The 23,442-nt window shown below is 67.9% G+C and carries 26 protein-coding genes; 4 read left to right on the forward strand and 22 right to left on the reverse strand.

The features are described 5' to 3' along the window. Nucleotides 1-162 precede the first annotated feature (162 nt). Together FM111_RS09925 and FM111_RS09930 are read left to right on the forward strand one after the other, a co-directional pair. The gene (locus FM111_RS09925; RefSeq protein WP_087140780.1) at nucleotides 163-2,160 is read left to right on the forward strand and encodes a M61 family metallopeptidase; all 1,998 of its coding nucleotides are present in this window, start codon (nucleotides 163-165) and stop codon (nucleotides 2,158-2,160) included. A 108-nt stretch (nucleotides 2,161-2,268) separates the two neighbouring features. Next, nucleotides 2,269-3,381, forward strand: a complete 1,113-nt coding sequence (locus FM111_RS09930) for a Ppx/GppA phosphatase family protein (protein WP_087140781.1) — start codon at nucleotides 2,269-2,271, stop codon at nucleotides 3,379-3,381. Between the two features lie 6 nt (nucleotides 3,382-3,387). Here FM111_RS09930 and FM111_RS09935 read toward each other — a convergent pair whose 3' ends face one another. The 5 genes from FM111_RS09935 to gyrA are packed head-to-tail and all read right to left on the reverse strand — an operon-like array spanning nucleotide 3,388 to nucleotide 9,298. Then, on the reverse strand, nucleotides 3,388-4,281 hold the full coding sequence (locus FM111_RS09935) for a peptidylprolyl isomerase (RefSeq protein WP_087140782.1): 894 nt from the start codon (nucleotides 4,279-4,281) through the stop codon (nucleotides 3,388-3,390). Between the two features lie 35 nt (nucleotides 4,282-4,316). Next, entirely contained in the window at nucleotides 4,317-5,150 is an 834-nt protein-coding gene (locus FM111_RS09940) for a peptidylprolyl isomerase (protein WP_179205075.1), read from the reverse strand. 26 nt (nucleotides 5,151-5,176) lie between these two features. After that, nucleotides 5,177-5,662, reverse strand: coding sequence for a pantetheine-phosphate adenylyltransferase (coaD, locus tag FM111_RS09945; protein WP_087140784.1), 486 nt, complete (start codon nucleotides 5,660-5,662; stop codon nucleotides 5,177-5,179). Nucleotides 5,663-5,716: 54 nt separating this feature from the next. Next, nucleotides 5,717-6,520, reverse strand: a complete 804-nt coding sequence (locus FM111_RS09950) for an aminotransferase class IV (RefSeq protein ID WP_087140785.1) — start codon at nucleotides 6,518-6,520, stop codon at nucleotides 5,717-5,719. A gap of 6 nt (nucleotides 6,521-6,526) precedes the next feature. Continuing rightward, entirely contained in the window at nucleotides 6,527-9,298 is a 2,772-nt protein-coding gene (gyrA, locus tag FM111_RS09955; protein WP_087140786.1) for a DNA gyrase subunit A, read from the reverse strand. Between the two features lie 249 nt (nucleotides 9,299-9,547). On the opposite strand from gyrA, the gene FM111_RS09960 reads away from it, so the two are divergent. After that, a complete protein-coding gene (locus FM111_RS09960) occupies nucleotides 9,548-10,033 on the forward strand; it encodes a superoxide dismutase family protein (protein WP_256968190.1) in 486 nt (161 codons plus the stop codon). A 5-nt stretch (nucleotides 10,034-10,038) separates the two neighbouring features. On the opposite strand, the gene FM111_RS09965 is transcribed toward FM111_RS09960, so the two are convergent. Beyond that, nucleotides 10,039-10,953, reverse strand: a complete 915-nt coding sequence (locus FM111_RS09965; protein ID WP_373407971.1) for a DMT family transporter — start codon at nucleotides 10,951-10,953, stop codon at nucleotides 10,039-10,041. A gap of 112 nt (nucleotides 10,954-11,065) precedes the next feature. Here FM111_RS09965 and FM111_RS09970 point away from each other — a divergent pair, with 112 nt between their 5' ends. Beyond that, nucleotides 11,066-11,632, forward strand: a complete 567-nt coding sequence (locus FM111_RS09970) for a nucleoside 2-deoxyribosyltransferase domain-containing protein (protein WP_087140789.1) — start codon at nucleotides 11,066-11,068, stop codon at nucleotides 11,630-11,632. Here FM111_RS09970 and FM111_RS09975 read toward each other — a convergent pair. From FM111_RS09975 to FM111_RS10050, 16 genes are all read right to left on the reverse strand, one after another. Continuing rightward, nucleotides 11,629-12,132, reverse strand: a complete 504-nt coding sequence (locus tag FM111_RS09975) for a DUF2269 family protein (protein ID WP_256968184.1) — start codon at nucleotides 12,130-12,132, stop codon at nucleotides 11,629-11,631. The two genes, FM111_RS09970 and FM111_RS09975, sit on opposite strands and share 4 nt — an antisense overlap. Then, nucleotides 12,096-13,397 (reverse strand): SDR family oxidoreductase, encoded by a 1,302-nt coding sequence (locus tag FM111_RS09980; RefSeq protein ID WP_087140790.1) that lies wholly within the window; start codon nucleotides 13,395-13,397, stop codon nucleotides 12,096-12,098. The genes FM111_RS09975 and FM111_RS09980 overlap by 37 nt, the downstream gene beginning before the upstream one ends. Nucleotides 13,398-13,404: 7 nt before the next feature. Then, the gene (locus FM111_RS09985) at nucleotides 13,405-13,854 is read right to left on the reverse strand and encodes a thiol-disulfide oxidoreductase DCC family protein (protein ID WP_087140791.1); all 450 of its coding nucleotides are present in this window, start codon (nucleotides 13,852-13,854) and stop codon (nucleotides 13,405-13,407) included. 22 nt (nucleotides 13,855-13,876) lie between these two features. After that, entirely contained in the window at nucleotides 13,877-14,374 is a 498-nt protein-coding gene (gene ssb, locus FM111_RS09990; protein ID WP_087140792.1) for a single-stranded DNA-binding protein, read from the reverse strand. Nucleotides 14,375-14,461: 87 nt separating this feature from the next. Next, complete coding sequence (locus tag FM111_RS09995) at nucleotides 14,462-14,890, reverse strand: hypothetical protein (protein WP_087140793.1); 429 nt, start codon at nucleotides 14,888-14,890, stop codon at nucleotides 14,462-14,464. Continuing rightward, nucleotides 14,887-15,555, reverse strand: coding sequence for a hypothetical protein (locus FM111_RS10000; protein ID WP_087140794.1), 669 nt, complete (start codon nucleotides 15,553-15,555; stop codon nucleotides 14,887-14,889). Before FM111_RS10000 ends, FM111_RS09995 begins: the two co-directional genes overlap by 4 nt. 79 nt (nucleotides 15,556-15,634) lie before the next feature. Then, complete coding sequence (locus FM111_RS10005; RefSeq protein WP_087140795.1) at nucleotides 15,635-18,352, reverse strand: transcriptional regulator; 2,718 nt, start codon at nucleotides 18,350-18,352, stop codon at nucleotides 15,635-15,637. Nucleotides 18,353-18,598: 246 nt separating this feature from the next. Then, nucleotides 18,599-19,537, reverse strand: a complete 939-nt coding sequence (locus FM111_RS10010; protein WP_087140796.1) for a flagellin — start codon at nucleotides 19,535-19,537, stop codon at nucleotides 18,599-18,601. Nucleotides 19,538-19,670: 133 nt separating this feature from the next. Beyond that, nucleotides 19,671-19,952 (reverse strand): flagellar protein FlaG, encoded by a 282-nt coding sequence (locus FM111_RS10015; RefSeq protein WP_087140797.1) that lies wholly within the window; start codon nucleotides 19,950-19,952, stop codon nucleotides 19,671-19,673. A gap of 91 nt (nucleotides 19,953-20,043) precedes the next feature. Continuing rightward, entirely contained in the window at nucleotides 20,044-20,847 is an 804-nt protein-coding gene (locus FM111_RS10020) for a flagellin (protein WP_087140798.1), read from the reverse strand. Nucleotides 20,848-20,958: 111 nt separating this feature from the next. After that, nucleotides 20,959-21,765 (reverse strand): flagellin, encoded by an 807-nt coding sequence (locus FM111_RS10025; RefSeq protein WP_087140799.1) that lies wholly within the window; start codon nucleotides 21,763-21,765, stop codon nucleotides 20,959-20,961. 210 nt (nucleotides 21,766-21,975) lie between these two features. Next, nucleotides 21,976-22,200, reverse strand: a complete 225-nt coding sequence (locus FM111_RS10030; protein WP_256968185.1) for a hypothetical protein — start codon at nucleotides 22,198-22,200, stop codon at nucleotides 21,976-21,978. Beyond that, on the reverse strand, nucleotides 22,187-22,609 hold the full coding sequence (locus FM111_RS10035) for a hypothetical protein (RefSeq protein ID WP_087140801.1): 423 nt from the start codon (nucleotides 22,607-22,609) through the stop codon (nucleotides 22,187-22,189). The genes FM111_RS10030 and FM111_RS10035 overlap by 14 nt, the downstream gene beginning before the upstream one ends. Then, nucleotides 22,606-22,989, reverse strand: coding sequence for a M15 family metallopeptidase (locus FM111_RS10040; RefSeq protein ID WP_087140802.1), 384 nt, complete (start codon nucleotides 22,987-22,989; stop codon nucleotides 22,606-22,608). The genes FM111_RS10035 and FM111_RS10040 overlap by 4 nt, the downstream gene beginning before the upstream one ends. Then, nucleotides 22,986-23,258 (reverse strand): hypothetical protein, encoded by a 273-nt coding sequence (locus tag FM111_RS10045; protein ID WP_087140803.1) that lies wholly within the window; start codon nucleotides 23,256-23,258, stop codon nucleotides 22,986-22,988. The genes FM111_RS10040 and FM111_RS10045 overlap by 4 nt, the downstream gene beginning before the upstream one ends. Further along, nucleotides 23,255-23,440, reverse strand: coding sequence for a hypothetical protein (locus tag FM111_RS10050; RefSeq protein WP_087140816.1), 186 nt, complete (start codon nucleotides 23,438-23,440; stop codon nucleotides 23,255-23,257). The genes FM111_RS10045 and FM111_RS10050 overlap by 4 nt, the downstream gene beginning before the upstream one ends. Between the last annotated feature and the right edge of the window lie 2 nt (nucleotides 23,441-23,442).

Below are 23,442 nucleotides of genomic sequence, written 5' to 3' on the forward strand. Positions count from 1 at the left end.
TTCTCCCCTTGGGGGAGAAGGTAGCTCGCGGAGCGAGACGGATGAGGGGGCCGTCGGCTACGCATACGCCGCCGCCCGCCTTGCCTGTGGAAGCCGCCCCCTCATCCGAGCGGCTTCGCCGCCCACCTTCTCCCCCAAGGGGAGAAGGGTTACGAGAGTAATATGACCCTGACTCGACGCCTGCCCGCCGCCGCCCTCGCCCTGCTGCTCACCTCGGCCGCCTCGACCGCGCTCGCTCAGCAATGGACCGGCCCGCAGGCGCCGTCGGCGCCGACGCCGCAGAACACGCCGCTGGCCCTGCCCCGCGCCCTGCCGCCGATCCCGGCGCCGACAGCCGAGGCCTATCCCGGCGTCATCCGCTATGAGGTCGACGCCACCGACGTCGAGAAGAAGATCGTCCGCGTGCGCCAGACCATCCCGGTCACCCCCGGCCCCCTGGTCCTGCTCTATCCGAAATTCCTGCCCGGCAACCATGCGGCGACCGGCCCGATCCAGCTGGTATCGGGCGTGAGCGTCCAGGGCGGCGGGCAGCGCATCGACTGGCTGCGCGACACCATCGATCCCTACGCCTTCCACATCGAGGTGCCGCAGGGCGTCAGCGAGATCACCGTCGACTTCCAGTGGCTGACCCAGCCGGACAGCTCGACCTGGCGCGTGGTCATGACGCCCGAGATGGTCAACCTCCAGTGGGAGAAAGCCCTGCTCTATCCCGCGGGCTATCGCTCGACCGGCATCACCTTCGCCCCGTCGATCCGCCTGCCGCAGGGCTGGAAATACGGCGTGGCGCTGGATACCGAAAGCTTCGTCGACGGCCTGGCTACCTTCAAGCCGACCGACCTCTACACCCTGATCGACAGCCCCCTGTTCGGCGGCGCCAACTTCCAGCGCATAGCCATCGACCCGCGCCGAGGCGACGGCGAAGGCGCGGTCCACCTGAACATCGTCGCCGATGCGGCCAAGGATCTGGCCCCCACGGCCGAGCAACTGGGCTGGTTCGAGAACCTGGTCACGCAGTCCGACCGCCTGTTCGGCGCCCGCCCCTATGACCGTTACGACTTCCTGGTGGCCGCCACGGCGAAAATGGGCGGCATCGGGCTGGAGCATCACCGCTCGTCCGAGAACTCGGTCCCGACCGATTTCTTCACCAGCTGGGGCAAGAACCTGGGCGCCGTCGGCCTGCTGCCGCACGAGTTCGTCCACGCCTGGAACGGCAAGCGCCAGCGCCCGGTCGATGAACTGACCGCCAACCACAACATCCCGACCCAGAACACGCTTCTGTGGGTCTATGAGGGCCAGACGGAATACTGGGGCGACGTGCTGACGGCGCGCTCTGGCCTGGCGTCCAAGGCCGACATCCTGACCAGCTTCGCCGAGGTCGCGGCCTTCTACGACAACCAGCCGGGCCGCGAATGGCGCCCGCTGCAGGATACGAACAACCACAACCTGCTCGGCTACCGCACCTCGAACCCCTATTCGTCGTGGATGCGCGGCACCGGCGACTACTACCGCGAGGCCCTGCTGATCTGGCTGGACGCCGACACCCTGATCCGCGAGGCGACGGGCGGCAAGAACTCGCTGGACGACTTCGCCAAGGGCTTCTTCGGCGGCGACAACGGCTCCTGGGCGCCGCGCGGCTATACGTTCGACGACGTGGTCGCGGCGCTGAACGCCGTCCATCCGCACGACTGGGCGACCTTCCTGCGCACGCGCCTGGACGCTGCCGGCCCAGACGCCAGGGCCCCGCTGGACGGTCTGGCGCGCGGCGGCTACCGCCTGACCTACACGGACAGCCTGACGGCGGACGAGAAACGCATCCAGTCGGGCTGGGCCAACGACTTCCAGTATTCCCTGGGCTTCACCCTGTCCTCGTCGAACAAGCTGACCGGCGTCCGCTGGGGCGGCCGCGCCTTCGAGGCCGACATCGGGCCGGGCTGGGAGCTGGTGGCCGTCAACGACATCGCCGCCTCAGCCGAGAAACTGCGCGACGCCGTCACCGCCGCCAAGGGAACCGACGCCCCGATCCGTCTGCTGCTCAAGAACGGCGACCGCTACCGCACCGTCGATTTCGACTATCACGACGGCCTACGCTACCCGCGCCTGGAACGGATTCCCAGCACGCCGGATCGGCTGGGCGACATTCTCAGCCCGCGCCGCCGCTAAGGGTCTCGAGGCGCGCCGAGCAGATGACGGCTTGGCGCGATGGGCCGGGGCGGTTTAACCTGTCGGAGACGGGCGCCGCTTCGGACCGCCCACATGAGAACTCGGCCCATGCCGGAGACCCCTGGCGCGCCCGGACGGCGCGACACGCGGTCCCTGCCTCGGAGGCCCCGCAACAGCGGAGCTTTCGATCGAGACGCGCCCCTCTACGGCGCGCTCGACCTGGGGACCAATAATTGCCGCCTGCTGATCGCGCGTCCGGCGCGTGACGGCTTTCGCGTGGTGGATTCGTTCAGCCGCATTGTGCGCCTGGGCGAGAGCCTGTCGCGCACTGGCCGCCTGGATGATCGGGCGATGGACCGGGCCTATGACGCCCTGGCCCTGTGCGCCGAGCGCCTGGTGCGCAAAGGCGTCGACCCCAATCGCCTGACCGCCGTCGCCACCCAGGCCTGCCGCATGGCCGAAAACGGCCCCGCCTTCGTCGAGCGGGTGCGGCGCGGGACCGGCCTGCGGCTCAGAATCATCGATCCGTCCGAGGAAGCCGCCCTGTCGGTTGCGGGCTGCCTGAACCTGTTCGATCCGCGCGCCGAGGCGGTGCTGGTGATCGACGTAGGCGGCGGCTCGACCGAACTGTCCTGGCTGATGAAGGGGCCGCGCGGTTTCGAGACCGCAGCCTGGATGTCGGCGCCCCTGGGCGTGGTCAGCCTGGCCGAACGCCACCCCGAACCGGATGGCAGCCCGCCCGAGTGGTATGAAGCCATGGTCGCCGACTTCGGCGCCGCCATCGCCACGGGCGGTCCCGAAGGCTCCGACTTCCTGGCGCGCGTCGACGCAGGACGCGGCCACCTGGTCGGCACCTCCGGCGCCATCACCAGCCTGGCGGGCATTCACCTGGAGCTGAAACGCTATCAGCGCGATCTGGTCGACGGCCTCTGGATGACGCGCGGCGACTGCGAAAGAGCGGCCGACCGCCTGATCGCCCTCGGTCCCGCCGGGCGCGCGGCAGAGAACTGCATCGGGCCGGACCGCGCCGATCTGGTGCTGGCGGGCGCGGCGATTCTGGAAGCGGTTCAGCGCGCCTGGCCGTGCGAACGGGTGCGCGTGGCCGACCGCGGCCTGCGCGAAGGCCTGCTGCTGCAGAAGATGCGCGAAGACCGGCAACCGAAACCGCGTCGGCGCCGGCGTCGCAAACGCAGCGGCGGGAACGGCGCTTCAAGCGAATAGGCGGGGTCAGTCCACCTCGACCGGCAGGTCGATGTCGCACACCGAAAAGTCCGCGCCCCTGGCCGCCCGCGTGGTCTCCACCAGGGCGCGGAACGGCGCGCTCGAGGCGCTCAACACCCGCACGGACGGCCGCTCGCCCTCGGCCATGTCGCCCGCCACGCGCACGCGCGTCATGCGGTCAGGCTCGGTCACGATGCCGTCCGGATTGGGGCTGAACTTCAGGGCGCGCACGACGTCCAGACCAGACACGACCCGTCCCCAGACCGTGTAGCGTTTGTCGAGCGCCGGATAGGGCTGGCGCATCAGGAAGAACTGGCTGTTGGCGCTGTCGGGCGCATCGTCGCGCGCCATGCCCGCGACGCCGGGACAATACAGGCCCCAGGCGTGGACCTTGCCGTCCGCCGTCGTCCTCATCACGGCGTCAGGCTGGGTCTGCACCGGCAAGGACTGGACGAAGCCGACCAGAGCGCCCGCAGGGGCCGCCACGGCGACGAACGGCGTCTGCGCGTCACGGCGGAAGGTGAACTCGGCCTTCAGGTCCGGATGCCAGCTCTGGCCCTCGCCCGTGCCCAGCGGATCGCCGGTCTGGGCCATGAAGGCGTCGATGACCCGGTGCCACGGCACGCCGTCATAGAAACCCGCCTTGGCCAGCAGGCGGATACGGGCGACATGGCCGGGCGCGGCTTCTGGCGTCATCTCCACCAGGATGCGGCCCTTGCTGGTGTCGATAACCAGCAGATTGTCCGGCGCGACCGTCCGCCAATCGTCAGCGGCGATCGCCGGGGCCGCCTCACTCGGCGCAGCGTCGCTGGGCGCCGGCGCCGCGTCCTGGGCCGACGCCGCGCTGGCCAGCAGGCAGGCCAGCAGCGCCGCCGCGATGGTCCGAAGTTCGTGCCTCATGTTCCGCGCCCCTCCCCTGGCGTGGATGATCGCCGTCAGCCGCCTTGAACCGGCAGTTGGACGTCGCAGATGCCGAAGGACGCGCCCTTCTCGGCCCGCGCCGCCTCGACGGCGGCGTTGAACGGCGCCGAACCGGGCACAGCGACACGGATCGTCGGCCGCTCGGCCTCCGGCATGGCCGAGGCCAGCCGCGCCCGCGTCATGACATCCGCGTCGGCGCCGACAGCGCCGTCGTTGGCGTCATTGCCCGCCTTGAGCGCCTTCACCACGTCCAAGCCCTGCACCACCCGGCCGAAGACCGTGTAGGCGCCGTTCAGATTATCGTTCTGGCCCATCATCAGGTAGAATTGGCTGTTGGCGCTGTCGGGCGAACCGGCGCGCGCCATGCCCGCCACGCCGGGGCAGAACAGCCCCTGGGCCGAGGTCTTGAAGTCCGCCGTGACGAACATCTGGGCGTCGGGCTGGGTCACCACCGGGATTGAGCCCATGATGCCGCGCAGGCCCGGCCCGCTGTTCTCGACCGGGGCGAAGCCGCTGTCGCGGCCGCGACGGAAGGTGAACTCGCCCTTCAGGTCCGGCAGTTCGCTGCCGCCCGCGCCGGTGCCCTGGGGGTCGCCGGTCTGGGCCATGAAGTTCGGGATGACGCGGTGGAATTTCAGCCCGTCATAAAAGCCCTGATTGGTCAGGGTGCGGATGCGCTCGATGTGGTTCGGCGCCGCGCGCGGCTCCAGCTCCACCAGGATGCGGCCCTTGGCCGTGTCGATCACCCACAGGTTCTCAGGCGACACCGTGCGCCAATCACTCGACATGGCGCTCGACTGAGCCATTGCTCCGCCGGCCAGCAGGGCCATGCCCGCCGCCAGCGCCATCACAGACTTGATCTTCAAACCCGACCTCAACCCTTCTTGACCTTGGCCAACACGCTCGCGGCGACCGCCGGGCTGACGAAGCTGTCGATCCGGCCGTCCAGCCGGGCGATTTCCTTCACCAGTCGCGAGGCGATGGCCTGATGCCGCGGATCGGCCATCAGGAACACCGTCTCTATGTCGCTGTTGAGGCGCTGATTCATCGCCGTCATCTGGAACTCATACTCGAAATCGGCGACGGCGCGCAGACCGCGTATGATGACGCTGGCGTCCAGTTCCTCGGCGAAGTGCATCAGCAGGCTGGAAAAGGGCCGCACCTCGATGTCGGCGTTGAAACGCGCCACCTCGGCCTTGAGCATCTCAACCCGCTCGGCGGTGGTGAACAGCGGGCCCTTGTCGTCGTTCTGGGCGACGCCGATGACCAGTCGGTCCACCAGCTTGACCGCCCGCCCGATGATATCGAGATGACCGTTGGTGACCGGATCGAAGGTGCCCGGATAAAGTCCGATACGCATGGCCAGCGGCCTCCCCATCGTTTGGGTCCGTTTAGCAGGTGCGAAATGAACGGCCTAGATTTTCTGACGCGGCTGTGATCGCCAAAGGGCGCCTATCTGCTGCACCGCATCCGTCGCGCCGATGAAGACATGGCCCTCGACGGCCGCGATTTCCGCCGCGGGCGTGGCGCTGTTGCACAGGAAGGCCCCGTCAAACCGGGGCAGGTCCGACAGGCGCACGACCTCGGTCCGCTGCGGCGATCCGGCGCGGTCCAACGCCTCGCGGATCAGGGCCTGCGCCACGCCGTCCAGCATGGGCGCGTCCGGCCAGACCACCGTCTCGCCCTGAATGAAGCCGACATTCCACAGCGAGCCTTCGGAAATTCGGCCCTCGTCGTCGGTGAACAGGGCGTCGTCATAGCCCGCCAGTCGCGCCAGTCGCCGCGCTCGCAACAAGCCCATCGCAGCGACATGCTTCAGATGCGGCGTCTCGCGCACATGAACCTGGCTTTGCAGGCGCACCCCGTGCGGCAGGGGCGACGGCGGCGCCGAGACGCTGATCATCACCTGCGGCGCGCCGATCCAGTCCGGCCGACGCAGGGAAAGCTCGTTTGAAAACAGGCTGATGCGCAGCCACGCGTCCATCCGCCCCGCCAGGGCCGCACGCATCAGATCGCGCAGGCGTTCTTCGGCGACCGCCTCGCCGAACAGCTCGATCGCCGAGCGGTTAAGGCGATCCAGATGGCGGTCCAGCCCGCGAACTTCGCCCCCTTCCACGCGGAAAGAGGTCAGGGCGCCGTAGTTGATCAGGGCCTGATGGCCCAGATCCTCAACCCCGGCAGGACGGCCGTCGATCCAGAGTTCAGGAGCGACGGCCATGCAGGATCAGGCCTCGCCGCCCTCGTCGGTCGACGCCTCGCTGACGTCGCCGTCGTCGTCGCCGCCCGTATCCGCCAGACGCTCGACCGAGACGACCTTCTCGTCCTTGCCGGTGCGGAAGATGGTCACGCCCTGGCTGGAGCGGCCGACGATGCGGACCTGGCCGACCGGGGTGCGGATCATCTGGCCGCCGTCGGTGACCAGCATCAGATCGTCGCTCTCCTCGACCGGGAAGGCGGCGGCCAGGCGCGTGCCCGCGCGGCCGCCCAGACCGTGGGCCGTCAGCCCCTGTCCGCCACGCCCCGTGCGACGATACTCATAGGCCGAGGACCGCTTGCCGAAGCCGGTTTCCGTGACCGTCAGAATGAACTGCTCGGCCGCGCCCAAGGCGGCGATACGCTCGGGCGAGATCGGGGCGTCGCCGGCCTCTTCGTCGTCGGCCTCGACCGCGACGACATCCTCTTCCGCATCGGCCCCAGCCAGCGCCTTACGCATGGCGTTGGCGTGTTTGACATAGGCGGCGCGCTCTTCCGGCGTCGCGTCCACACGGCCCAGGATGGCCATGGAGATGACCGTATCCCCGTCCTGCAGACGAATGCCCCGCACGCCGGTGGAGTCGCGGCCCTTGAACACGCGCACATCGTCGGCCTTGAAGCGAATGGCCCGGCCCAGAGCGGTCGTCAGCAGCACGTCGTCTTCGGCCGTGCACAGGCCGACGCCGACCATGCCGTCGCCGTCTTCCAGCTTCATGGCGATCTTGCCCGCGCGGTTCACCGTGGCGAAGTCGCTGAGCTTGTTACGGCGCACGTCGCCCGACTGGGTGGCGAACATGATGTCGTAATCGCCCCAGGTCGCCTCATCCTCAGGCAGGGGCAGCACGTTCATGATGCTGTCGCCCGGCTCGATCGGCAGCAGGTTGACGAAGGCCTTGCCGCGCGACTGCGGATTGCCCAGCGGCAGCCGCCAGGTCTTGAGCTTATAGGCCTTGCCGTTGGTGGCGAAGAACAGGACCGGCGTGTGGGTCGAGGCGCTGAAGACGCTGGTGACGGCGTCCTCATCCTTCATCGACATGCCGCTGCGGCCCTTGCCGCCGCGATGCTGGGTCCGATAGGCGTTCAGCGCCACCCGCTTGACGTAGCCCGAATGGGTCACGGTCACGACCATGTCCTCACGCGGGATCAGGTCTTCATCCTCCATCTCGGCGTCGCCTTCGCCGATGAGGGTGCGGCGCTCGACGCCGAACTGATCCTTCACCAGCAACAGGTCTTCGCGGATGATGGCCAGGACGTTCTTGCGATCCGACAGGATGGTCAGGTGGCCCTGAATGGTGTCGGCCAGGCCACGCGCCTCGCCGAAGATGTCGTCACGACCCAGACCCGTCAGACGCGACAGCGTCAGGGCCAGGATGGCGCGGGCCTGTTCATCGGTCAGGCGTATCTTGTCGCCCTCGACCAGCACGGTGCGCGGGTCGGCGATCAGTTCAACCAGGGCCATCATGTCCCCGACCGGCCAGGCCTTGGCCTGCAGCCGCTCGCGCGCCTCGGCCGGGTCAGCCGAGCTGCGGATGATGTGGATCACCTCGTCGATGTTGGCGACCGCGACCGCCAGACCGACCAGGACGTGGCCGCGATCGCGGGCCTTGGCCAGTTCGAACTTGATCCGGCGGACGACCACTTCCTCGCGGAACTCGAGGAACAGCTCCAGCAGCTTGCGCAGGCCCATCTGCTCGGGACGGCCGTGGTTCAGCGCCAGCATGTTGACGCCGAACGAGCTTTGCAGCGCCGTGTAGCGATACAGCTGGTTCAGGATCACGTCGCCCGAAGCGTCGCGCTTCAGCTCGATGACGATGCGCATGCCCAGACGGTCGGACTCGTCGCGGACGTCGGAAATGCCTTCCAGACGCTTCTCACGCACCATTTCGGCGATGCGTTCGATCAGGGTCTGCTTGTTCACCTGGAACGGCAGTTCGGTGATGACGATGGCGTCGCGATCCTTGCGGATCTCCTCAACCGAAGCGCGCCCGCGCACGATGACCGAGCCGCGTCCGTCGCGCAGGGCGTTCCGCGGGGCCGTGCGGCCCATGATCTCGCCGCCCGTGGGGAAATCCGGTCCCGGCACGATGTCCAGCAAGGCGTCGTCCGACACGTCCGGGTCGTCCAGCAGGGCGACCGCGGCGTCGATCACTTCGCGCAGGTTGTGCGGCGGGATGTTGGTCGCCATGCCGACGGCGATGCCGCCCGCGCCGTTGACCAGCAGGTTCGGAATCCGCGCCGGCAGGACGACGGGCTCCAGCTCCTTCTCGTCGTAGTTAGGCTGGAAATCGACGGTGTCTTTTTCGATGTCGGTCAGCAAGGCCACCGCCGCCGGGGCCATCTTGGCCTCGGTGTAACGCATGGAGGCCGGCATATCGCCGTCGACCGAGCCGAAGTTGCCCTGACCGTCGACCAGCATCAGCCCCATCGAGAAGGGCTGCGCCATCCGCACCAACGCCATGTAGACCGAGGCGTCGCCGTGCGGGTGGAACCGGCCCAGCACGTCGCCGACCACGCGGGCGCACTTCGAATACGACCGCTCGGGCGTCATGTTCAGGTCGTGCATCGAGTACAGGATGCGGCGGTGAACAGGCTTCAGACCGTCGCGCGCGTCAGGCAGGGCGCGGCTGACGATCACGCTCATGGCGTAGTCGAGGTAGGAGCGTTTCAGCTCATCCTCGATGGTGATGGTCGAAATATCGCCCGGCGCCGAAGGGGCGGCGTTTTGGTAGCTGTCGTCGGTCAAGGAAATCAGGCTTTAGATGGCCGGAATCGGAACGTGATCCGCTATTCAGGTTTCTATCATCAGGGGGCCGTGGTGGCAAAGAAACGCCGCTGAAATCCCCGCGTATAAAAGGACAGGAAATTCATGCGTTTGACCCCAGCCGTTTTCATCGCTCCCAGCGTTCTGGCGATCGCTCTCGTCGCCGGCGCCGCCTCGGCGCAACAGCATGCGGGCCATGCAGGCCATACGCCGGATCAACACGCCTCGCACATGGCCATGATGCGCGCTGCGCCCGGCCAGACCTCGCAGGTCGCCATCATCAACGGCCAGGGCGCCGACATCGGCAAGGCCACCCTGACGCAAGGCTCGACCGGCCTGCTGATCAAGGTCGAGGCTGCGGGCCTGACGCCCGGCTGGCACGGCATCCACATCCACGCCACGGGCGAGTGCGAGGCGCCCTTCACCTCGGCCGGCGCCCATATCAATCACGGCGATCCCAAGAAGCCCCACGGCCTGCTGAACGCCGAGGGCCCCGATGACGGCGACCTGCCCAACGTCTTCGCCGACGCCGCCGGCGCCGTGAACGCCGAGGTCTTCACCAGCCACGCCCGCCTGTCGCAGAACGGCCCCGGCCAGTGGCTGCTGGACGCCGACGGCTCGGCCCTGGTGATCCACGCCAACGCCGACGACCATTCCAGCCAGCCGATCGGCGGCGCGGGCGACCGCGTGGCCTGCGCGGTCATCAAGGCGCAGTAAGCAACCTAAACCTTGGCGGGAGCGCCGGCGCGCAAGCCGCGCTCCCCCAGGGCCACCGTGACCACGCCCGCCAGGGCGATCGCCACGCCGGTCAGAATCTGCGGCGTCAGCACATCGCCCATGAACAGCCCGCCGATCATGATCGACACCAGAGGCGAGCCCAGCAGATAGGGCGTCACCCGCCCGGCCTCGCGCCGCTGCACCAGCCAGAACATCAGACTGGTCGCGAACACGGACGAGATCACCCCCGCCCAGACCAGGGTGCCCCACACCAGCGGCGTCGCCGCCTTGGCCGCCTCCCACTGCCCCGTCTCGAACAAGGCCGAGCCCAGAGTCAGGGCCGGAAAGGCCATCAGCGCCAGCAGGCCCTGCATCTTCAGCGGCGGGATCGAGGTCGTGCGCCGCGCGATCACCGTCGTCAGCGCCCAGGCCGAGGCGCCAAGCGCCCCCACCAGGATGGCCTTCCAGTCCTGCAGGGCATGGGGGTCCAGCGTCATCCAGGCCACGCCCAGGAAGGCGATCACCAGGCCGACTGTCGCCATCCGTGAAATCCGCTCGCCCAGCAGCAGGAAGGCGAACAGCGACGTCAGTGGAATCCAAAGCTGGGTCGCCACCGTCACCGGGCTGACGTCATTGGCCAACCAGAAGGCCAGGTAGATCAGGCCGTAGTGGATCGGCCCGCCCACCACGGCGATGATCAGCAGGCTCTTCCAGTTCGGAAACGGCGGCCGCACGAACCAGACCAGGCAGGCCGCGGCGATGGCGAAACGCAGCGCCCCCGTCATCAGCGGCGGCAACACCTCGGTCGCGACCTTGGCGGCGGCGTTATTCACCCCCCAGATGACCAGAACGGCCACGATGGCGGCGATCTCGAGCGGCGTCAGCGCGTGCGGTGCGGAGGAAGAGGAGGAACTGGACACGCCTCCATGCTTGCCACAGGGCGCGACGATTGGCCTCTCACGAAGCATGACCGCAGGTTACCCCCGCGACCACCTCTGCCCTGACGCCATGAACCAGCTTATAGAGGCCGCCATGAAGACCCCTGCCCTGCTGTCCGCCCTCGCCGTCCTGACCGCCTGCGTCGTCGCCGCGCCCGCCATGGCCGAGCCTACGCTCGTCGTCTCGCCTCAACCCCTGCCGATCGACGACGCCCGACCGCGCGTCTTCCTGGGCGGCAGCATCGACATGGGCGGCGCGCCGGACTGGCAGGCGGCGCTGACGCGGGCTCTGGGCGACATGGACGTGACCGTCCTGAACCCCCGCCGTCCCGACTGGAACCCCGCCTGGCGGCCCGAGGCGGACGAGCCCGAGTTCCGTCGTCAGGTCGAATGGGAATTGGCCGCTCTGGAAAACGCCGACGTCATCGTCATGTATTTCGCGCCGGGCACGCAAAGCCCGATCAGCCTGCTTGAAATGGGCCTGCATGCGCGCGGCGGAAAGCTGATCGTCCTGGCCCCCGAAGGCTTCTGGCGCAAGGGCAACGTCGACATCACCGCCCGCGCCTACGGCGTGCGCCAGGTGCAGACGATGGACGAACTGACCGCCGCCGTCCGCCAGGCCCTGACCGAGGTCGCCGACAAGGGCCGCTTCGCGCGCTAGAAGACGGGCTTCGCCACCATCAGCCAATAGATGCCGATCACGCCTACAAAGGCGGGCCAACCCAGAATGAACCAGCCCTTGAACAGGCGGTCATAGACTGGCGGCAACGCCTCGCCCTTATCCGTCGCCGCCTGCGCCAGACGCGCCATCTTCATCTGCATCCACACCACCGGCAGCCAGCAGACCCCGATCAACACATAGAGGGCGTAGGCCGCCAGCAGCCACGGCTCGGTCAAGGCGTATCCCTGAAGGTGGATCAGGCCCAGCCCGCTGATCGGCTGAACCACCACGGCGCTGGCCGTGAAGACGAAGTCGGCCAGAACGACGATCTTGCCCACCGCCGCGATGGTCGCGACGTTCCGGGTCATATGCGCGCGCAGCATGAAGAACGCGATGCCCGCTCCCGTACCGAACAGCACCGCTCCCGACAGGATGTGGATGATCTTCAAGGCCAGATACAGCATCAGCGCCTCGCGTCCGTCGCCGCCACGAACAGGCACAAGGCCATCATCGGCAGAACCTTGAGCCACGGCCCCAGCGGATCGATCCAGTAGTGCGGCAGGCTGAGCGTTCCGGCGATCAGATAGCCGATGGTGGCCAGGAACATCACGATGGCCACGCGCGCCGTCCACGGCCGCACGAACAGCGCCAGTCCCAGGACCACGTCCAGCAGCGCGCCCCACCAGGCGATCCGCTCGCCTTCACGCGCAAAGCCGCCTTCGTACAAGATGGCGATCGCCCGATCCCAGCCCGGCCCGAAACTGATCAGGCCGGTGATCAGCCAGAACAGGCCCAGCGTCAGGATCGAGACTGGCCGCACGAACCACAGCCGCGCGTGCCACACGTCCTGAACCGAGGCGGGCGTTTCGGCCAGGAAACGGCGGAAACCCCGCGCGCGGACGCCCAGACGCTCGCCCCAGCCGCTGTCGACGCCGGACACGTCGTGGTCCATCTGGCGCATCGCCGTGCTGCGGATCGGCGAGGACCAGCCCAACCGCCCCAGTATATCGCCGACCATCAGTGCAGGCGCGGCCAGGGCGCGCGGAACTCGCACGACCGGCGCTGGCGAAAGGCCGAGCCAGCCGCGATACAGCCGCACCGTCTCGGCCATGCTGACCGGTTCCGGCCCCGGCATGTCGAAGGTCTCACGCACCGGCGCGCCGGGCTTCAACGCCGCCACGACCGCCGCGCCCAGATCGGACAGGGCGATAGGACGGAAGACCTGATCGCCGCCGACCACCGGGATGAACAAGGGAAAGGCCGCCAGCGCCCGGATCAGGCCGGTCCCGCCGAACGCCGCCCGATCCACCACTAGCGACGGGCGCAGGATCAGCCAGTCCAGATCAGCGGCGCGGACCAACCGTTCGGTCTCAGCCTTGGTGCGGGCATAGGCCGTGCTCGCCGCATCGTCGGCGCCCACAGCGGAGATATGGATCAGGCGACGCACCCCCGCCCGCTCGCAGGCCTGGATCAGGGCGCGCGGCCCCTCGACATGGGCCAGCGTCGTGCTGTCGCCCGCCCCGTCCTGCAACACCCCGACGCAGTTCACCACGGTGTCCACGCCATCCAGCAGCGGCGCCCAGGCGTCTGTGGTCGTCAGACGAGCGAAGTCCGCCTGAACCCACTCGAAAGCCGGCGCTCGACGCGCGGCCTCGGACGGCTTGCGCGCGCCGGCCCGCACCGCCCAACCATCGACCGACAAGGCCGCCGCCAGATGCGAGCCGATGAAGCCGTTGGCCCCCAGGACCAGAACACGCCCGCTCATGATGACCTCACCCCAGCACTCGATCCGACATGTCCACGCCTTCAGGCGGCAGGGCGCACCAGGCCTGACCGGGAAAGCGCCGCCGATGCCGCGCGACCCAACCATAGAGGGCGTCCCGCACAGGCCTTGGGACCAAGCGTCCCGCCACCGCCAGGCGATAGGGAAACGGCAGGGACGCTGCCAGATGCAGCACCCCGTCAGAACGGCCGATGGCGCGCCCGTCCTCTATCACCAGCATGGTCGAAGGATCGTCTGGCGACAGGCCGTAGTGCCGCAGCAGAGCCTGCCCCAGATCCGACTGCGTCGGCGTCAGGCGGAAGCGAGCCCCATGCTTCAGCAGGGTGCGCGCCGAATGGGAGCACAGGGCGCAATCGCCGTCGAACAACACCAATGGCCGGTCGTCCGGAAAGGACGGTACGGCCGGGTCGTCGCGATAGCTGTAGGCCCCCTGCCCCACGCCGCGCCCTTTCGCGTCGGGCTTAGAACGGAATGTCGTCGTTCAGGTCGTAGCTTTCCTTGGGACCCGAGGGCTTGTTGGCGCCGCCGGTCGAGAAGCCCGAGGAATAGTCGTCGTCGCGACCGCCGCCATAGCCGCCGCGATCACCGCCGCCGCCCTGGCTGTCGCTACGGCCGCCCAGCATGGTCAGCTGGCCGTTGAAACGTTGGATGACGATCTCGGTCGAATACTTTTCGACGCCCTGCTGATCGGTCCATTTGCGGGTCTGCAGCGAGCCTTCAACGTAAACGGTCGAGCCCTTCTTCAGATAGTTCTCGGCCACCTTGACGATGTTGTCGTTGAAGATGACGACCGAGTGCCACTCGGTCTTTTCCTTGCGCTCGCCCGTGGCCTTGTCGCGCCAGGTTTCCGAGGTGGCGATACGCAGGTTGGCGACGCGGTCGCCGTTGTTCAGCGAGCGGATTTCCGGGTCGCGACCCAGGTTGCCGACCAGAATGACCTTGTTGACGCTGCCCGCCATGACCGATGTCCTTTATTCGTCTTGTCGTCCGTTCCTTAACCGAAACGGACGCGATGTTCTAGTTTCGTTCGCCCGCGCGAAGGCGGATTAGTTGGGCGCCACGGCGACCGGGCGGCCGTCGATCTGGCGCTGGATGGCGCCGGGAATGGCCAGACGGCCGTCGCCGGTCCGCGCCAGGGCGAAGAACCGCGCGCCGTCCAGGCTCTTGCTGAATTTGACGCCCGCGCGATCGATGAAGATGAACTGCCCCTGATAGGCGCCGACCATCTCATTGTTGCTGCCGCCCAGGCTCAGGAACTTCAGGCGCATCTCTTCCAGTCGCGCGGCGCAGAACTCGATCTGCGGCTGATCGCGCGCCACCACGTTGAAGCGCGGCGCCTCGCTGGCCAGTTCGCCGACGTGATAGCAGACGCCCTTGTCGGTGGGCGCCTTGAGCTGAGGCGCGCCACAAGCCGCCAAGGCGGCCGAGCCAAGCACGACGGCCAATCCAGAAGTCAGAACACGCACCTTCGTCACAGCTCCGGGAACTGACAGTTGCGGTCCTGCTGGGCCAGGGTGCGGAAGCGGTTGTTGTCGCTGGACTGCTCGACGCGGCGCGGCACCAGACGCAGGGTGGTGTCGCCCCAGCGCCCATACTGGGCGTCGCCCGGTCGCACGCAGGTTCCGGCGTAGAGGGCCTGAACGCAGGCGCCCAGGCTCATATTGCCCGACACCTGCCGCCATTCCGAACCCGTGTGGCGCAGACAGGCCGTGCCCGATGCGGCGGTCGCAGGGCGCGCGGCGTCGGCGGCGCTGGGCTGGCCGATAGGCGCGGCGTCGGCCATCGCCACGGCGGGAACCTCGGGCGGGGGCGCGAAGGAGGCCGTCGGCGCTGCGACCAGGGAGCCAGTCGAATCCAGGCCGACGTCCAGGGCGCTGGTGGCCACGCCGTTCTTCTGGGCGCAGTCGGCCAGGGTGGCCAGGCCGACGAACTGTCCGTCGACGAAGCAACGCAGTTCGCGCGTCGGCTCCAGGGTCGGGGCCTCGGCGACGTCGATGGTCAGCCCCCCCTTGGACGCCGGCGGCGCCTCGACAGGTCCGTCGCGCCCGCCGCTGAACACCAGGGCGGCCGCCACCGCGCCGACGACGGCCAGGCCGGCGCCGACGATCAGGACCGTGCGATTGTCTTTGGAAAGGGCCATGCAGCTCTCAACGCTAACGAAGGCCCCACTAACCCCGTCCGCCCCACGGCCGTCAACCGAAAGCGCCGTTCATCCCGGCTTAGCCTGTGAGTCGCGCCAGTGCGGCCTGATAGTTGGCCAGTTGCGCCTGCAGATAGGCCGGCGCCTGCCCCGTGACCGGCGGCTTGGACGCTTCGGGCGACAGGGCGCGATAGGCGTCGCGCATGGCCTTGATCGCCAGTTGCACCTGATCCTTGGACTTGGCGATGGCCTCGGCGCTGGACAGGTTGAGCAGCGGCGACAGGTCGACGCCGAAGGTCTTCTTCTTGTCGTCCGCCGACTTGCCGATGAATCCGGGCGTCAGGCCCAGCCCCGCCAGGGCGTCGCGTCCCCCTTCACCGGGGATCAGCACGGCCCCCGCCCGCCCATCGGCGCTGGTGATCGACAGGCGCTGGACACCGCCGCTGGTCACACGCGTGTCGCCGTCCATGCCCGTCAGATAGTCCCGGTCCGTCTTGATCGTGACCTTGAGATGGCGGCCCGAGGCCAGTTCGATCTTGCGCGCCAGGGACTGCAGCGTGTCCTTGGCCTCGATGGTTACAGCGGTCTGCCGCCCGGTCGTCGGGTTCTGCACATAGAAGCGATCGCCGGCGCGAACGGCGGTGGCGTCCACCAGGGCCTTGGAATCGCTCTGGTCGATCTCGCCTTGCGGCAGCCCCAGACGATCCAGAACGCTGGCGCCGCCGGACGAAACCGTCAGGGCCAGCGGCTTGGCCTGCCCCTCGGCCGCGGTCCAGGTCTGGCTCCATTCCACCTGGCCGGTCTGAGCGTCCAGCCGGGCCAGATAGCCGCGCGTGGCGTCCTCTTTCTTGGCGCCGATAGGGCGATCCGAAACGCCGGTCAGCCAGACCTTGCCGTCATGCACCTTGACGTCAGCGGCCGTGTCGTCGCCCTCGCCGCCGTAATAGGTCAACCGATCCGCGCCCGAAGCGACCAGATCCGTGGAAAGCGTGGCGACGAAGGCGTCCTGGCCTCCCGCGTGCGCGTTGGCGGCCTGACCCGCGTTCAGAGCGCCGTTGCCGGTCGCGCCCGACACGATCAGCCGCCCGTCCGTCACCGCCAGACCGGCGATCTCGCCGCCCGAGGAGGCGCCCAGATCGCGCACGCTCAGCAGTTCAGGCGCGCCCGTCGGACCGACGCGGAAATGGCGCAGCACGAAGGCGCCGTTCTCGACCCCCGCCGTATAAAGGTTGTCGCCGTCGACGGTCATGGCCTGCACGTTGTCGTCGCCCGCCGTGCCGAACTGGGCGGCGCCCGTCGCTGTCGCCTTGATCGGCGCCAGGCTGTGGATCTGGCTTTCGCTGAAGGCCTGAACGTAGCCGTCCCAGCCGCCCACGGCCGAGGTTCCCGGCATGGCCGACTTGGCCCGGCCCGCCACATAGACCCGGCCGTCAGCGCCGAATGAGACGGCCGTCGCCTCGTCCTCGGCCCTGGCGCCGCGCCTCTGGGTCCACTGCTCGCGGCCCTCGGCGTCGAAGACGGTAACGAAACTGTCCGCCGTCGTGGCCGAGGCTCCCGCTTCGCCCGGGACCAGGGCGCCGACCACCGAGCCGGCCACCGCCACCCGCCCGTCCGCATCCACGGCGATGGCGTAGCCGCTGGCCTTGGAGGCCGCGCCCAGAGCCCGGCTGACCACCACATTGCCCGCCGAATCCAGCTTCATCAGGACGACGTCGGCCTGTCCCTTGATCGGTTGCGTCGAGGAACCGGCGTTAACGTCGGCCACGATCCACATGGAGCCGTCCGGCCCTGCGGCGCTGGCGCGCACCGTCTCAACGCCGTCCGGCAGGTTGGAGACGCCGCTACGTCCCTCGACCCAGAAACTCTCGCCGCCCGCTCCGGCGACCGGATTGCCGTCGGGATCGAACTTCAGCACCTCATGAGCGCCCTTGGTTCCGACGCCCTGCACCACCTGGATCGAATCGCGCGCCACGGCGGGAACGAAGCTGATCGTCTCCACCGAGGTTCCGCTGACCGTCAGCCCCCAGCGCGTCGGCCCCGCCGGCAGGGTGATGGTCTTGTCGCCCGCCTTCACGGTTCGCGGCTCGGCCTCAATCATCTGGCGGTGGATGCGGGTCTGCACGCCCGCAGCCTCCAGCTTGCCGTTGATGTGCTCCAGCACCGCGTCCATCGTGCGCGGCGTCGTCCCCATCTCGGCCAGGTCGATGTTGACCGTCTGGGTTCCCGCCATGGTCTTCACCGTGACGCCGAAGCGCACGTCGCCCTGGAAGGCGGCGACCGGGTCGGTCAGGGCGCCGTCATGGATCGGGCCGGTCAGATATTTCGAATTGTCGCGCGCGACGGCCGCCGTGGACTGGCTCTGCGATGCCGAAACGCCCTGCACGATACGCACGCCGTCGAACTGGGCCGAAGCCAGGAAGTCCGTCATCTCGGCCACGCCCGAGGCAAAACGGCGCGACAACTGATCCGCCTCCAACCGTCCCACGCCGCGCTCGCCCGCCCGCGTCGTCAGGGCTTCCAGCATGGTGAGCCCCTGATACATGGCGAAGATCTTGCGATAGTCGCCGGACGAGGCGCCTTTGACATCAAGGACCGCATTCTCTTCGTTGACGAGTTTGCGTCCGCTCAGCGCCGCGCGCAGCAGGTCCGATTGGCTCGGCTTTTCCTTGGGGGTCAGGGTCCAGGGCGCAGTCGGCTGTGTCTTGGGCTTTGGCGCAGGCGCGGCCGAAGGCAGGCCGCCGAGACCCGTCCCCGTGCCGAAAAGACCGAGCAGATAGCTGTTGTTGATCGCCGCCACGCAAACCTCCGCCCGTCAGCATCGCCCACTGCGGTAACGAACTGTTTAACCGTCGCCAGGAACCGGCGTCCGACGGCGTCGTTTTCGCCTCGCCACAGCCGAGGTGAGACCACCCATGTCACGCGTGCGCTGGATATTGTTGAGGCTGATGAGCCTCTATGGCCTGATCCCCCGACCGACCCGCCGTCGGCCGCCTCCCCTGTCGCTAGGACACGGCGCGCACCGGCGACTGGGCTAGGGCCGCGATCAGCCCTTGAACAGCGACAGGATGATCTGCGGCGCCTGGTTGGCGATCGACAGCGCCTGAGCGCCCAGTTGCTGCTGAACCTGCAGAGCCTGCAGGCGCGCGCTTTCGCGGGCCATGTCCGCATCGACCAGATTGCCGACGCCGACCTCCAACGAGTCCATCAGCTTGGTGACGAACAGGGTGTGCTTCTCGATCTGCTTGGACTGAGCGCCCAGTTCGGCGAGCCTGGAGTTGGCCGTCGCAAGCGCGGTCTCGACCGCGGCCAGCACCTCTGTCGCATTCGCTTCCGTCAGCAGGCTGGGCGCAGCCGTTCCGGGCACCGCCGCCACGTCGTCCGCATTACCCGCAATGCCATCCGGACCAGCGTTGCCGGGGGTGCCGCCGAAAACATCATTCAGCCCGAGCCCCTCCAGCGTCATGTCCTGACGGTTCATGGTGATCGTCTCAGACGCATCCGCATTGGCCAGGAAGTTCAGGGGCGTCAGCGGGTTCGGCGTAGGCGTCACGCCGGGGACCTTGCCGTTCAGAATGTTCTCGCCGTCGAAGGCGGCGTTGTCCGCGAACGACTGCAGCGACTTCAGCAGCGACTGGAACTCGTCGTTGTAGGCCTTGCGGGTCGCGTCGGAGGCCGACGGATCAGCCGCCGCCGTGGCCTTCTGACGCAGCTCCACCAGGATGTCGGAGATCTGCTGACCGGCCGCCAGGGCGACATCGGCGATGGAGGTGGCGCGGTTCAGGCTGGTCTTGACCGATTCCAGCGCATTCATGTCGGCGCGCTGGTTCTGGGCGACAGCCCAGGTCGCGGCGTTGTCGCGCGCGCCCTGCACCTTCAGGCCCGTATTCACTCGGCTCTGGGTCGCCGCCAGCTTGGAGTTGGTGGCGTTCAGGTTCTGAAGCGCGACAAGCGCCGACGCATTGGTGATTACGCTGTTGCTCATGGCTGTTCTCGCCTCAGTCCGATTCTGGCGAGCATTAGTGACGCTGATTCCTGAGCGTATGGTTAACGCCGTCGCAACGCCTGTTAACGCCGCCCGGCCATGCCGAGGGGCGCTGCAGTCCTGGACGCGAAGCTCAAGCCTCGGTCTTGATGATCTTCCCGACGTCGTAGGCTGGGCTTTGGCGCAGTTTCAGCACTTCCTCGCGGGGAAACTGGCGGATCACCTCGCCCGTCACGCGGTCCAGGGTCTTATAGACATAGCCCGTCGCCTCACGTTCGATCGTCAGCCGGTAACGGCCGGCGTCATCGGCGGCGTCTTGCTGCGCCTGAACGGCAGGCCTCGGCTCGATCGCTACGCCCTGCGGCTCGCGATCAAGGTAGGTTACGCTGGATACTCCTGCGACATTGTCAGCCATATCCCTCTGCGCGGACCTGCCGCGCCTCCCGTCTCAACGACGCGAGAAAGGGGCGAACCCAGCGGCTCGCCCCTTCCCTAACCGCGTCGGATTAGCGGAACAGGCCCAGCAGGATCGAGCTGGACTGGTTCGCGATCGACAGCGCCTGCACGCCCAGCTGCTGCTTGGTTTGCAGAGCCGTCAGGCGGGCGCTTTCCTTGGCCAGGTCAGCGTCGACCAGGTTGCCGATGCCGACTTCCAGCGAGTCCTGCATCTTGCTGACGAAGGTCAGCTGACGATCCATGGACTTGGACTTGGTGCCCAGGTCGCCCAGCACGGCGGTGAAGGCCGTGATGGCGCCCTCGACCGCAGCGGTCGTGGCGGTGGCCACGGTCGCTGCGCCGCCTGCGGTGGCGACGGCGGTGTCCGCTGCGGCGATCGCCTTCACGGTGAAGGTGTCGGCCGCGCCGGTGCCGGTGCGGACATCCACAGCCGCCGCGTTCGCCTTGAACAGGTTCACGCCGTCGAAGCTCGCGCCGCCCAGGGCCTTGGTGATTTCATTGCCCAGGGCGTTGAAGTCAGCCAGGTAGGCCGTTTGAGCTGCGCCGGTCGACGAAGCGATGGCGACCGCCAGACCCTTCTGTTCTTCCAGAGCCTTGGTGACGATCTCGCCGGCGGCCAGGGCCACGTCGACGATCGACTGTCCGCGCTGGATCGACTGCTTCACCGAGTCCAGAGCGCCCATTTCGGCGCGCTGCGACGTGGCGATGGCGAAGATGGCGCCGTTGTCCTTGGCCGTGGAGACCTTCAGGCCGGTGTTGACGCGGTTCTGCGTGACGTTGAGGTCGCGGTTCGTCGCGTTCAGGTTTTGCAGGGCGATGAGAGCGCCCGCATTGGTGTTGATGCTGTTAGCCATTTTGGCTGTCCTTTGTCTTCAGACGATGGCCGACGCCGTTTTGGCGTCGGTGAGCATTCTGCTCGGTAGCGAGAGGTGGTCAGGCGGCGGCCTCAACCGCCGCCTTCAGCGTTAGCGGAACAGGCCCAGCAGGATCGAGCTGGACTGGTTCGCGATCGACAGCGCCTGCACGCCCAGCTGCTGCTTGGTCTGCAGAGCCGTCAGGCGGGCGCTTTCCTTGGCCAGGTCGGCGTCGACCAGGTTGCCGATGCCGACTTCCAGCGAGTCCTGCATCTTGCTGACGAAGGTCAGCTGACGCTCCATCGACTTCGACTGGGTGCCCAGCTTGCCGAGTTCGGCGGTGAAGCCGCTGATGGCCGTGTTCACCGCAGTGATGGCGGCCTGAGCGGCCGTGGCGTCGGCCGGCGCCGTCAACGTAGCCGTAGTGGCGACGGTGATCGCCGCGCCCGTGCCGATGTTCTGGGTTGCACCCGAGGTGCTGGTCAGAACCGACTGCTGGGTCGTGTTGGAGAACAGGTTCACGCCGTCGAAGGTCGCGCCGGCCAGGGCCTTGGTGATTTCACCGCCCAAGGCGTTGTAGTCAGCCAGGTAAGCCGTCTGGGCAGCGCCGCTCGACGAAGCGATGGCGACCGCCAGGCTCTTCTGTTCTTCCAGGGCCTTGGTGATGGTTTCGCCGGCGGCCAGGGCCACATCGACGATCGACTGACCGCGCTGGATCGACTGCTTCACCGAGTCCAGAGCGCCCATTTCGGCGCGCTGTGCGGTGGCGATGGCGAAGATCGCGCCGTTGTCCTTGGCCGTAGAGACCTTCAGACCCGTGTTCACGCGGTTTTGCGCGACGTTCAGGTCACGATTCGTCGCGTTCAGGTTTTGCAGGGCGATGAGAGCGCCAGCATTGGTGTTGATGCTGTTAGCCATTTTGGCTGTCCTTTGTCTTCAGACGATGTCCGACGCCATTTTGGCTGTCGGGAGCTTTCTGCTCGGACGCTCACGCCGCAAGGAGCGGGCCAGACGCCGACAACCCCGCACGGAGCGTACAGCATTGATTTTTCAACATTAGAGCTTGAAGAGCACGCCGCCGAACCCGGCAATATTTACCGGTCAGGCCGTCAACTCGGCGCTTTTTGCCTAGTCGCCCGGCAATATCGGCCCAGCCGCACCTCGTCCCTGCGCCCAGGCATCTATCAAGTCGCGTTCAGCTCTCAGCGTCTCAACCGCCAGGCGCCGGGCGGCGTCGCACGCCGTCACCTGCGCGCCGCGCCGTACATAGGCCGCCTCCAGGTCCGCCGCCGTCGGACGCTCGGGCAGCACGGCCAGTTCGCAGGGCTGCGTCGCCGCCTCAGCCAGGATCAACCGGGGCGGCGCAACCGGCGATAACGGGCGCGAGGCGGCACAACTCGCGGTCATGATCGCGCAGGCGCTGAGCACGATCAGGGTCCAGGGGCGTATCAGTATCATCAGCGGTCCTCGCTCGAATTTCAGCCGCGACAGTCGCCTGCGTCACGGCCTTGGCGTTGCGGTGAAAGGCGTCGAGACTCTCGACCTGGCGACCGCGTGCGGCGGCCTCCAGACTGCGGGCGGACGCCTCGGCTTCCGCCCGGCTGAGGCGCTGCTGGATCGCCTCCATCCGGCGCGCCTGAAGGTGCAGAGGATCCCAGCTCAAACCCAGTCCCCGCCCGACGATCAGCAACAATACGCCGACCGCCAGCATCGTCGCCCACCAGCCCAGCGGCGTCAGAACCCGCAGGAAGCGCCCCGTCATGGATAGGCCCTCCGATCCAGTTCGAAGTGCGGGCCGTCGCGCAGGCGCGGCCAGTCCCCGCCCCAGATCAGCGGCGCGCCCGACGCCGCAGCCGCCGCCTTGAACGCCCCGGCGATGCGCGGATACAGCGGCCAGTCCCAGCGCACCTGACCATCGACCCAGGCGGCCACGTCCACCGCATGGCCTGTCAGGTGACGCGAGTTCAACGTCCGACTGGCTCCGGCCTGCACCAGTTCCGCCTGACGCGCGGGCGTGCGCAGCCCTTCCGTGACCATGAAGTCCACCGGCGTCAGGCGGATCGCCGCCTCCACCACGGCGACCAGATCGGGGTGGACGCCCTTCAGCCGCTCGCGTGAGCGTTGCGACAGGTGAAAGCTCATGGCCGCCCTCCCGCACGCAACCGCGCCAGATTGACGATCTGCTGCGCGCTGGGCGCCACCAGATAGAGCAGCAGCATCAGGGCGATCAGCCCCATCAGCCCCTCGGCGATGCGCGGCAGGTCCGCCGCCGTCGCCCGCGTCACCGCCAGCCGCAACAGCAGCCACAGCGCCAGGCTGGCGGCATAGACATAGAGGCGCCGCCACAGCCAGCGGCCCTCGGCCAGTTCCACGGGCTCCGCCGCCGGTTGATCTTGATGCTCAAGGGTCATTGCCCGTCCTCCGGGTCATGGGGCGCGGCCGAGCTTCGCCAGTCGCTGCCCAGATGGTCGAAACAGTCATCCGCCGAGAGGCGCTCGGGCGCAGCCCAAGCCTCTGCGTCCAACAGCGGGTCCAACTCGCCCAGCGACAGGGCGTCCTCCGCGTCGATGATGCGATGCAGGCGTCGGATCATGG

It is taken from the genome of Brevundimonas diminuta 3F5N, from assembly GCF_900163625.1.
GTDB classification, from domain to species: Bacteria; Pseudomonadota; Alphaproteobacteria; order Caulobacterales; family Caulobacteraceae; genus Brevundimonas; species Brevundimonas diminuta_A.

Bases quoted from the DNA above. Each gene is read 5' to 3' on its own strand.
- FM111_RS09930 (WP_087140781.1), top strand. From the start codon at position 2,269: ATGCCGGAGACCCCTGGCGCGCCCGGACGGCGCGACACGCGGTCCCTG.
- FM111_RS10040 (WP_087140802.1), bottom strand. From the start codon at position 22,989: ATGAGCTTTCACCTGTCGCAACGCTCACGCGAGCGGCTGAAGGGCGTC.
- FM111_RS09940 (WP_179205075.1), bottom strand. From the start codon at position 5,150: ATGGCGCTGGCGGCGGGCATGGCCCTGCTGGCCGGCGGAGCAATGGCT.
- FM111_RS10000 (WP_087140794.1), bottom strand. From the start codon at position 15,555: ATGGCCCTTTCCAAAGACAATCGCACGGTCCTGATCGTCGGCGCCGGC.
- FM111_RS10050 (WP_087140816.1), bottom strand. From the start codon at position 23,440: ATGATCCGACGCCTGCATCGCATCATCGACGCGGAGGACGCCCTGTCG.
- ssb (WP_087140792.1), bottom strand. From the start codon at position 14,374: ATGGCGGGCAGCGTCAACAAGGTCATTCTGGTCGGCAACCTGGGTCGC.
- FM111_RS09950 (WP_087140785.1), bottom strand. From the start codon at position 6,520: ATGGCCGTCGCTCCTGAACTCTGGATCGACGGCCGTCCTGCCGGGGTT.
- FM111_RS09980 (WP_087140790.1), bottom strand. From the start codon at position 13,397: ATGAGCGGGCGTGTTCTGGTCCTGGGGGCCAACGGCTTCATCGGCTCG.
- FM111_RS10035 (WP_087140801.1), bottom strand. From the start codon at position 22,609: ATGACGGGGCGCTTCCTGCGGGTTCTGACGCCGCTGGGCTGGTGGGCG.
- FM111_RS10010 (WP_087140796.1), bottom strand. From the start codon at position 19,537: ATGAGCAACAGCGTAATCACCAATGCGTCGGCGCTTGTCGCGCTTCAG.
- FM111_RS10025 (WP_087140799.1), bottom strand. From the start codon at position 21,765: ATGGCTAACAGCATCAACACCAATGCTGGCGCTCTCATCGCCCTGCAA.
- FM111_RS10045 (WP_087140803.1), bottom strand. From the start codon at position 23,258: ATGACCCTTGAGCATCAAGATCAACCGGCGGCGGAGCCCGTGGAACTG.
- FM111_RS09935 (WP_087140782.1), bottom strand. From the start codon at position 4,281: ATGAGGCACGAACTTCGGACCATCGCGGCGGCGCTGCTGGCCTGCCTG.
- FM111_RS10020 (WP_087140798.1), bottom strand. From the start codon at position 20,847: ATGGCTAACAGCATCAACACCAATGCGGGCGCTCTCATCGCCCTGCAA.
- FM111_RS10015 (WP_087140797.1), bottom strand. From the start codon at position 19,952: ATGGCTGACAATGTCGCAGGAGTATCCAGCGTAACCTACCTTGATCGC.
- FM111_RS09925 (WP_087140780.1), top strand. From the start codon at position 163: ATGACCCTGACTCGACGCCTGCCCGCCGCCGCCCTCGCCCTGCTGCTC.
- FM111_RS09960 (WP_256968190.1), top strand. From the start codon at position 9,548: ATGGCCATGATGCGCGCTGCGCCCGGCCAGACCTCGCAGGTCGCCATC.
- FM111_RS09970 (WP_087140789.1), top strand. From the start codon at position 11,066: ATGAAGACCCCTGCCCTGCTGTCCGCCCTCGCCGTCCTGACCGCCTGC.
- coaD (WP_087140784.1), bottom strand. From the start codon at position 5,662: ATGCGTATCGGACTTTATCCGGGCACCTTCGATCCGGTCACCAACGGT.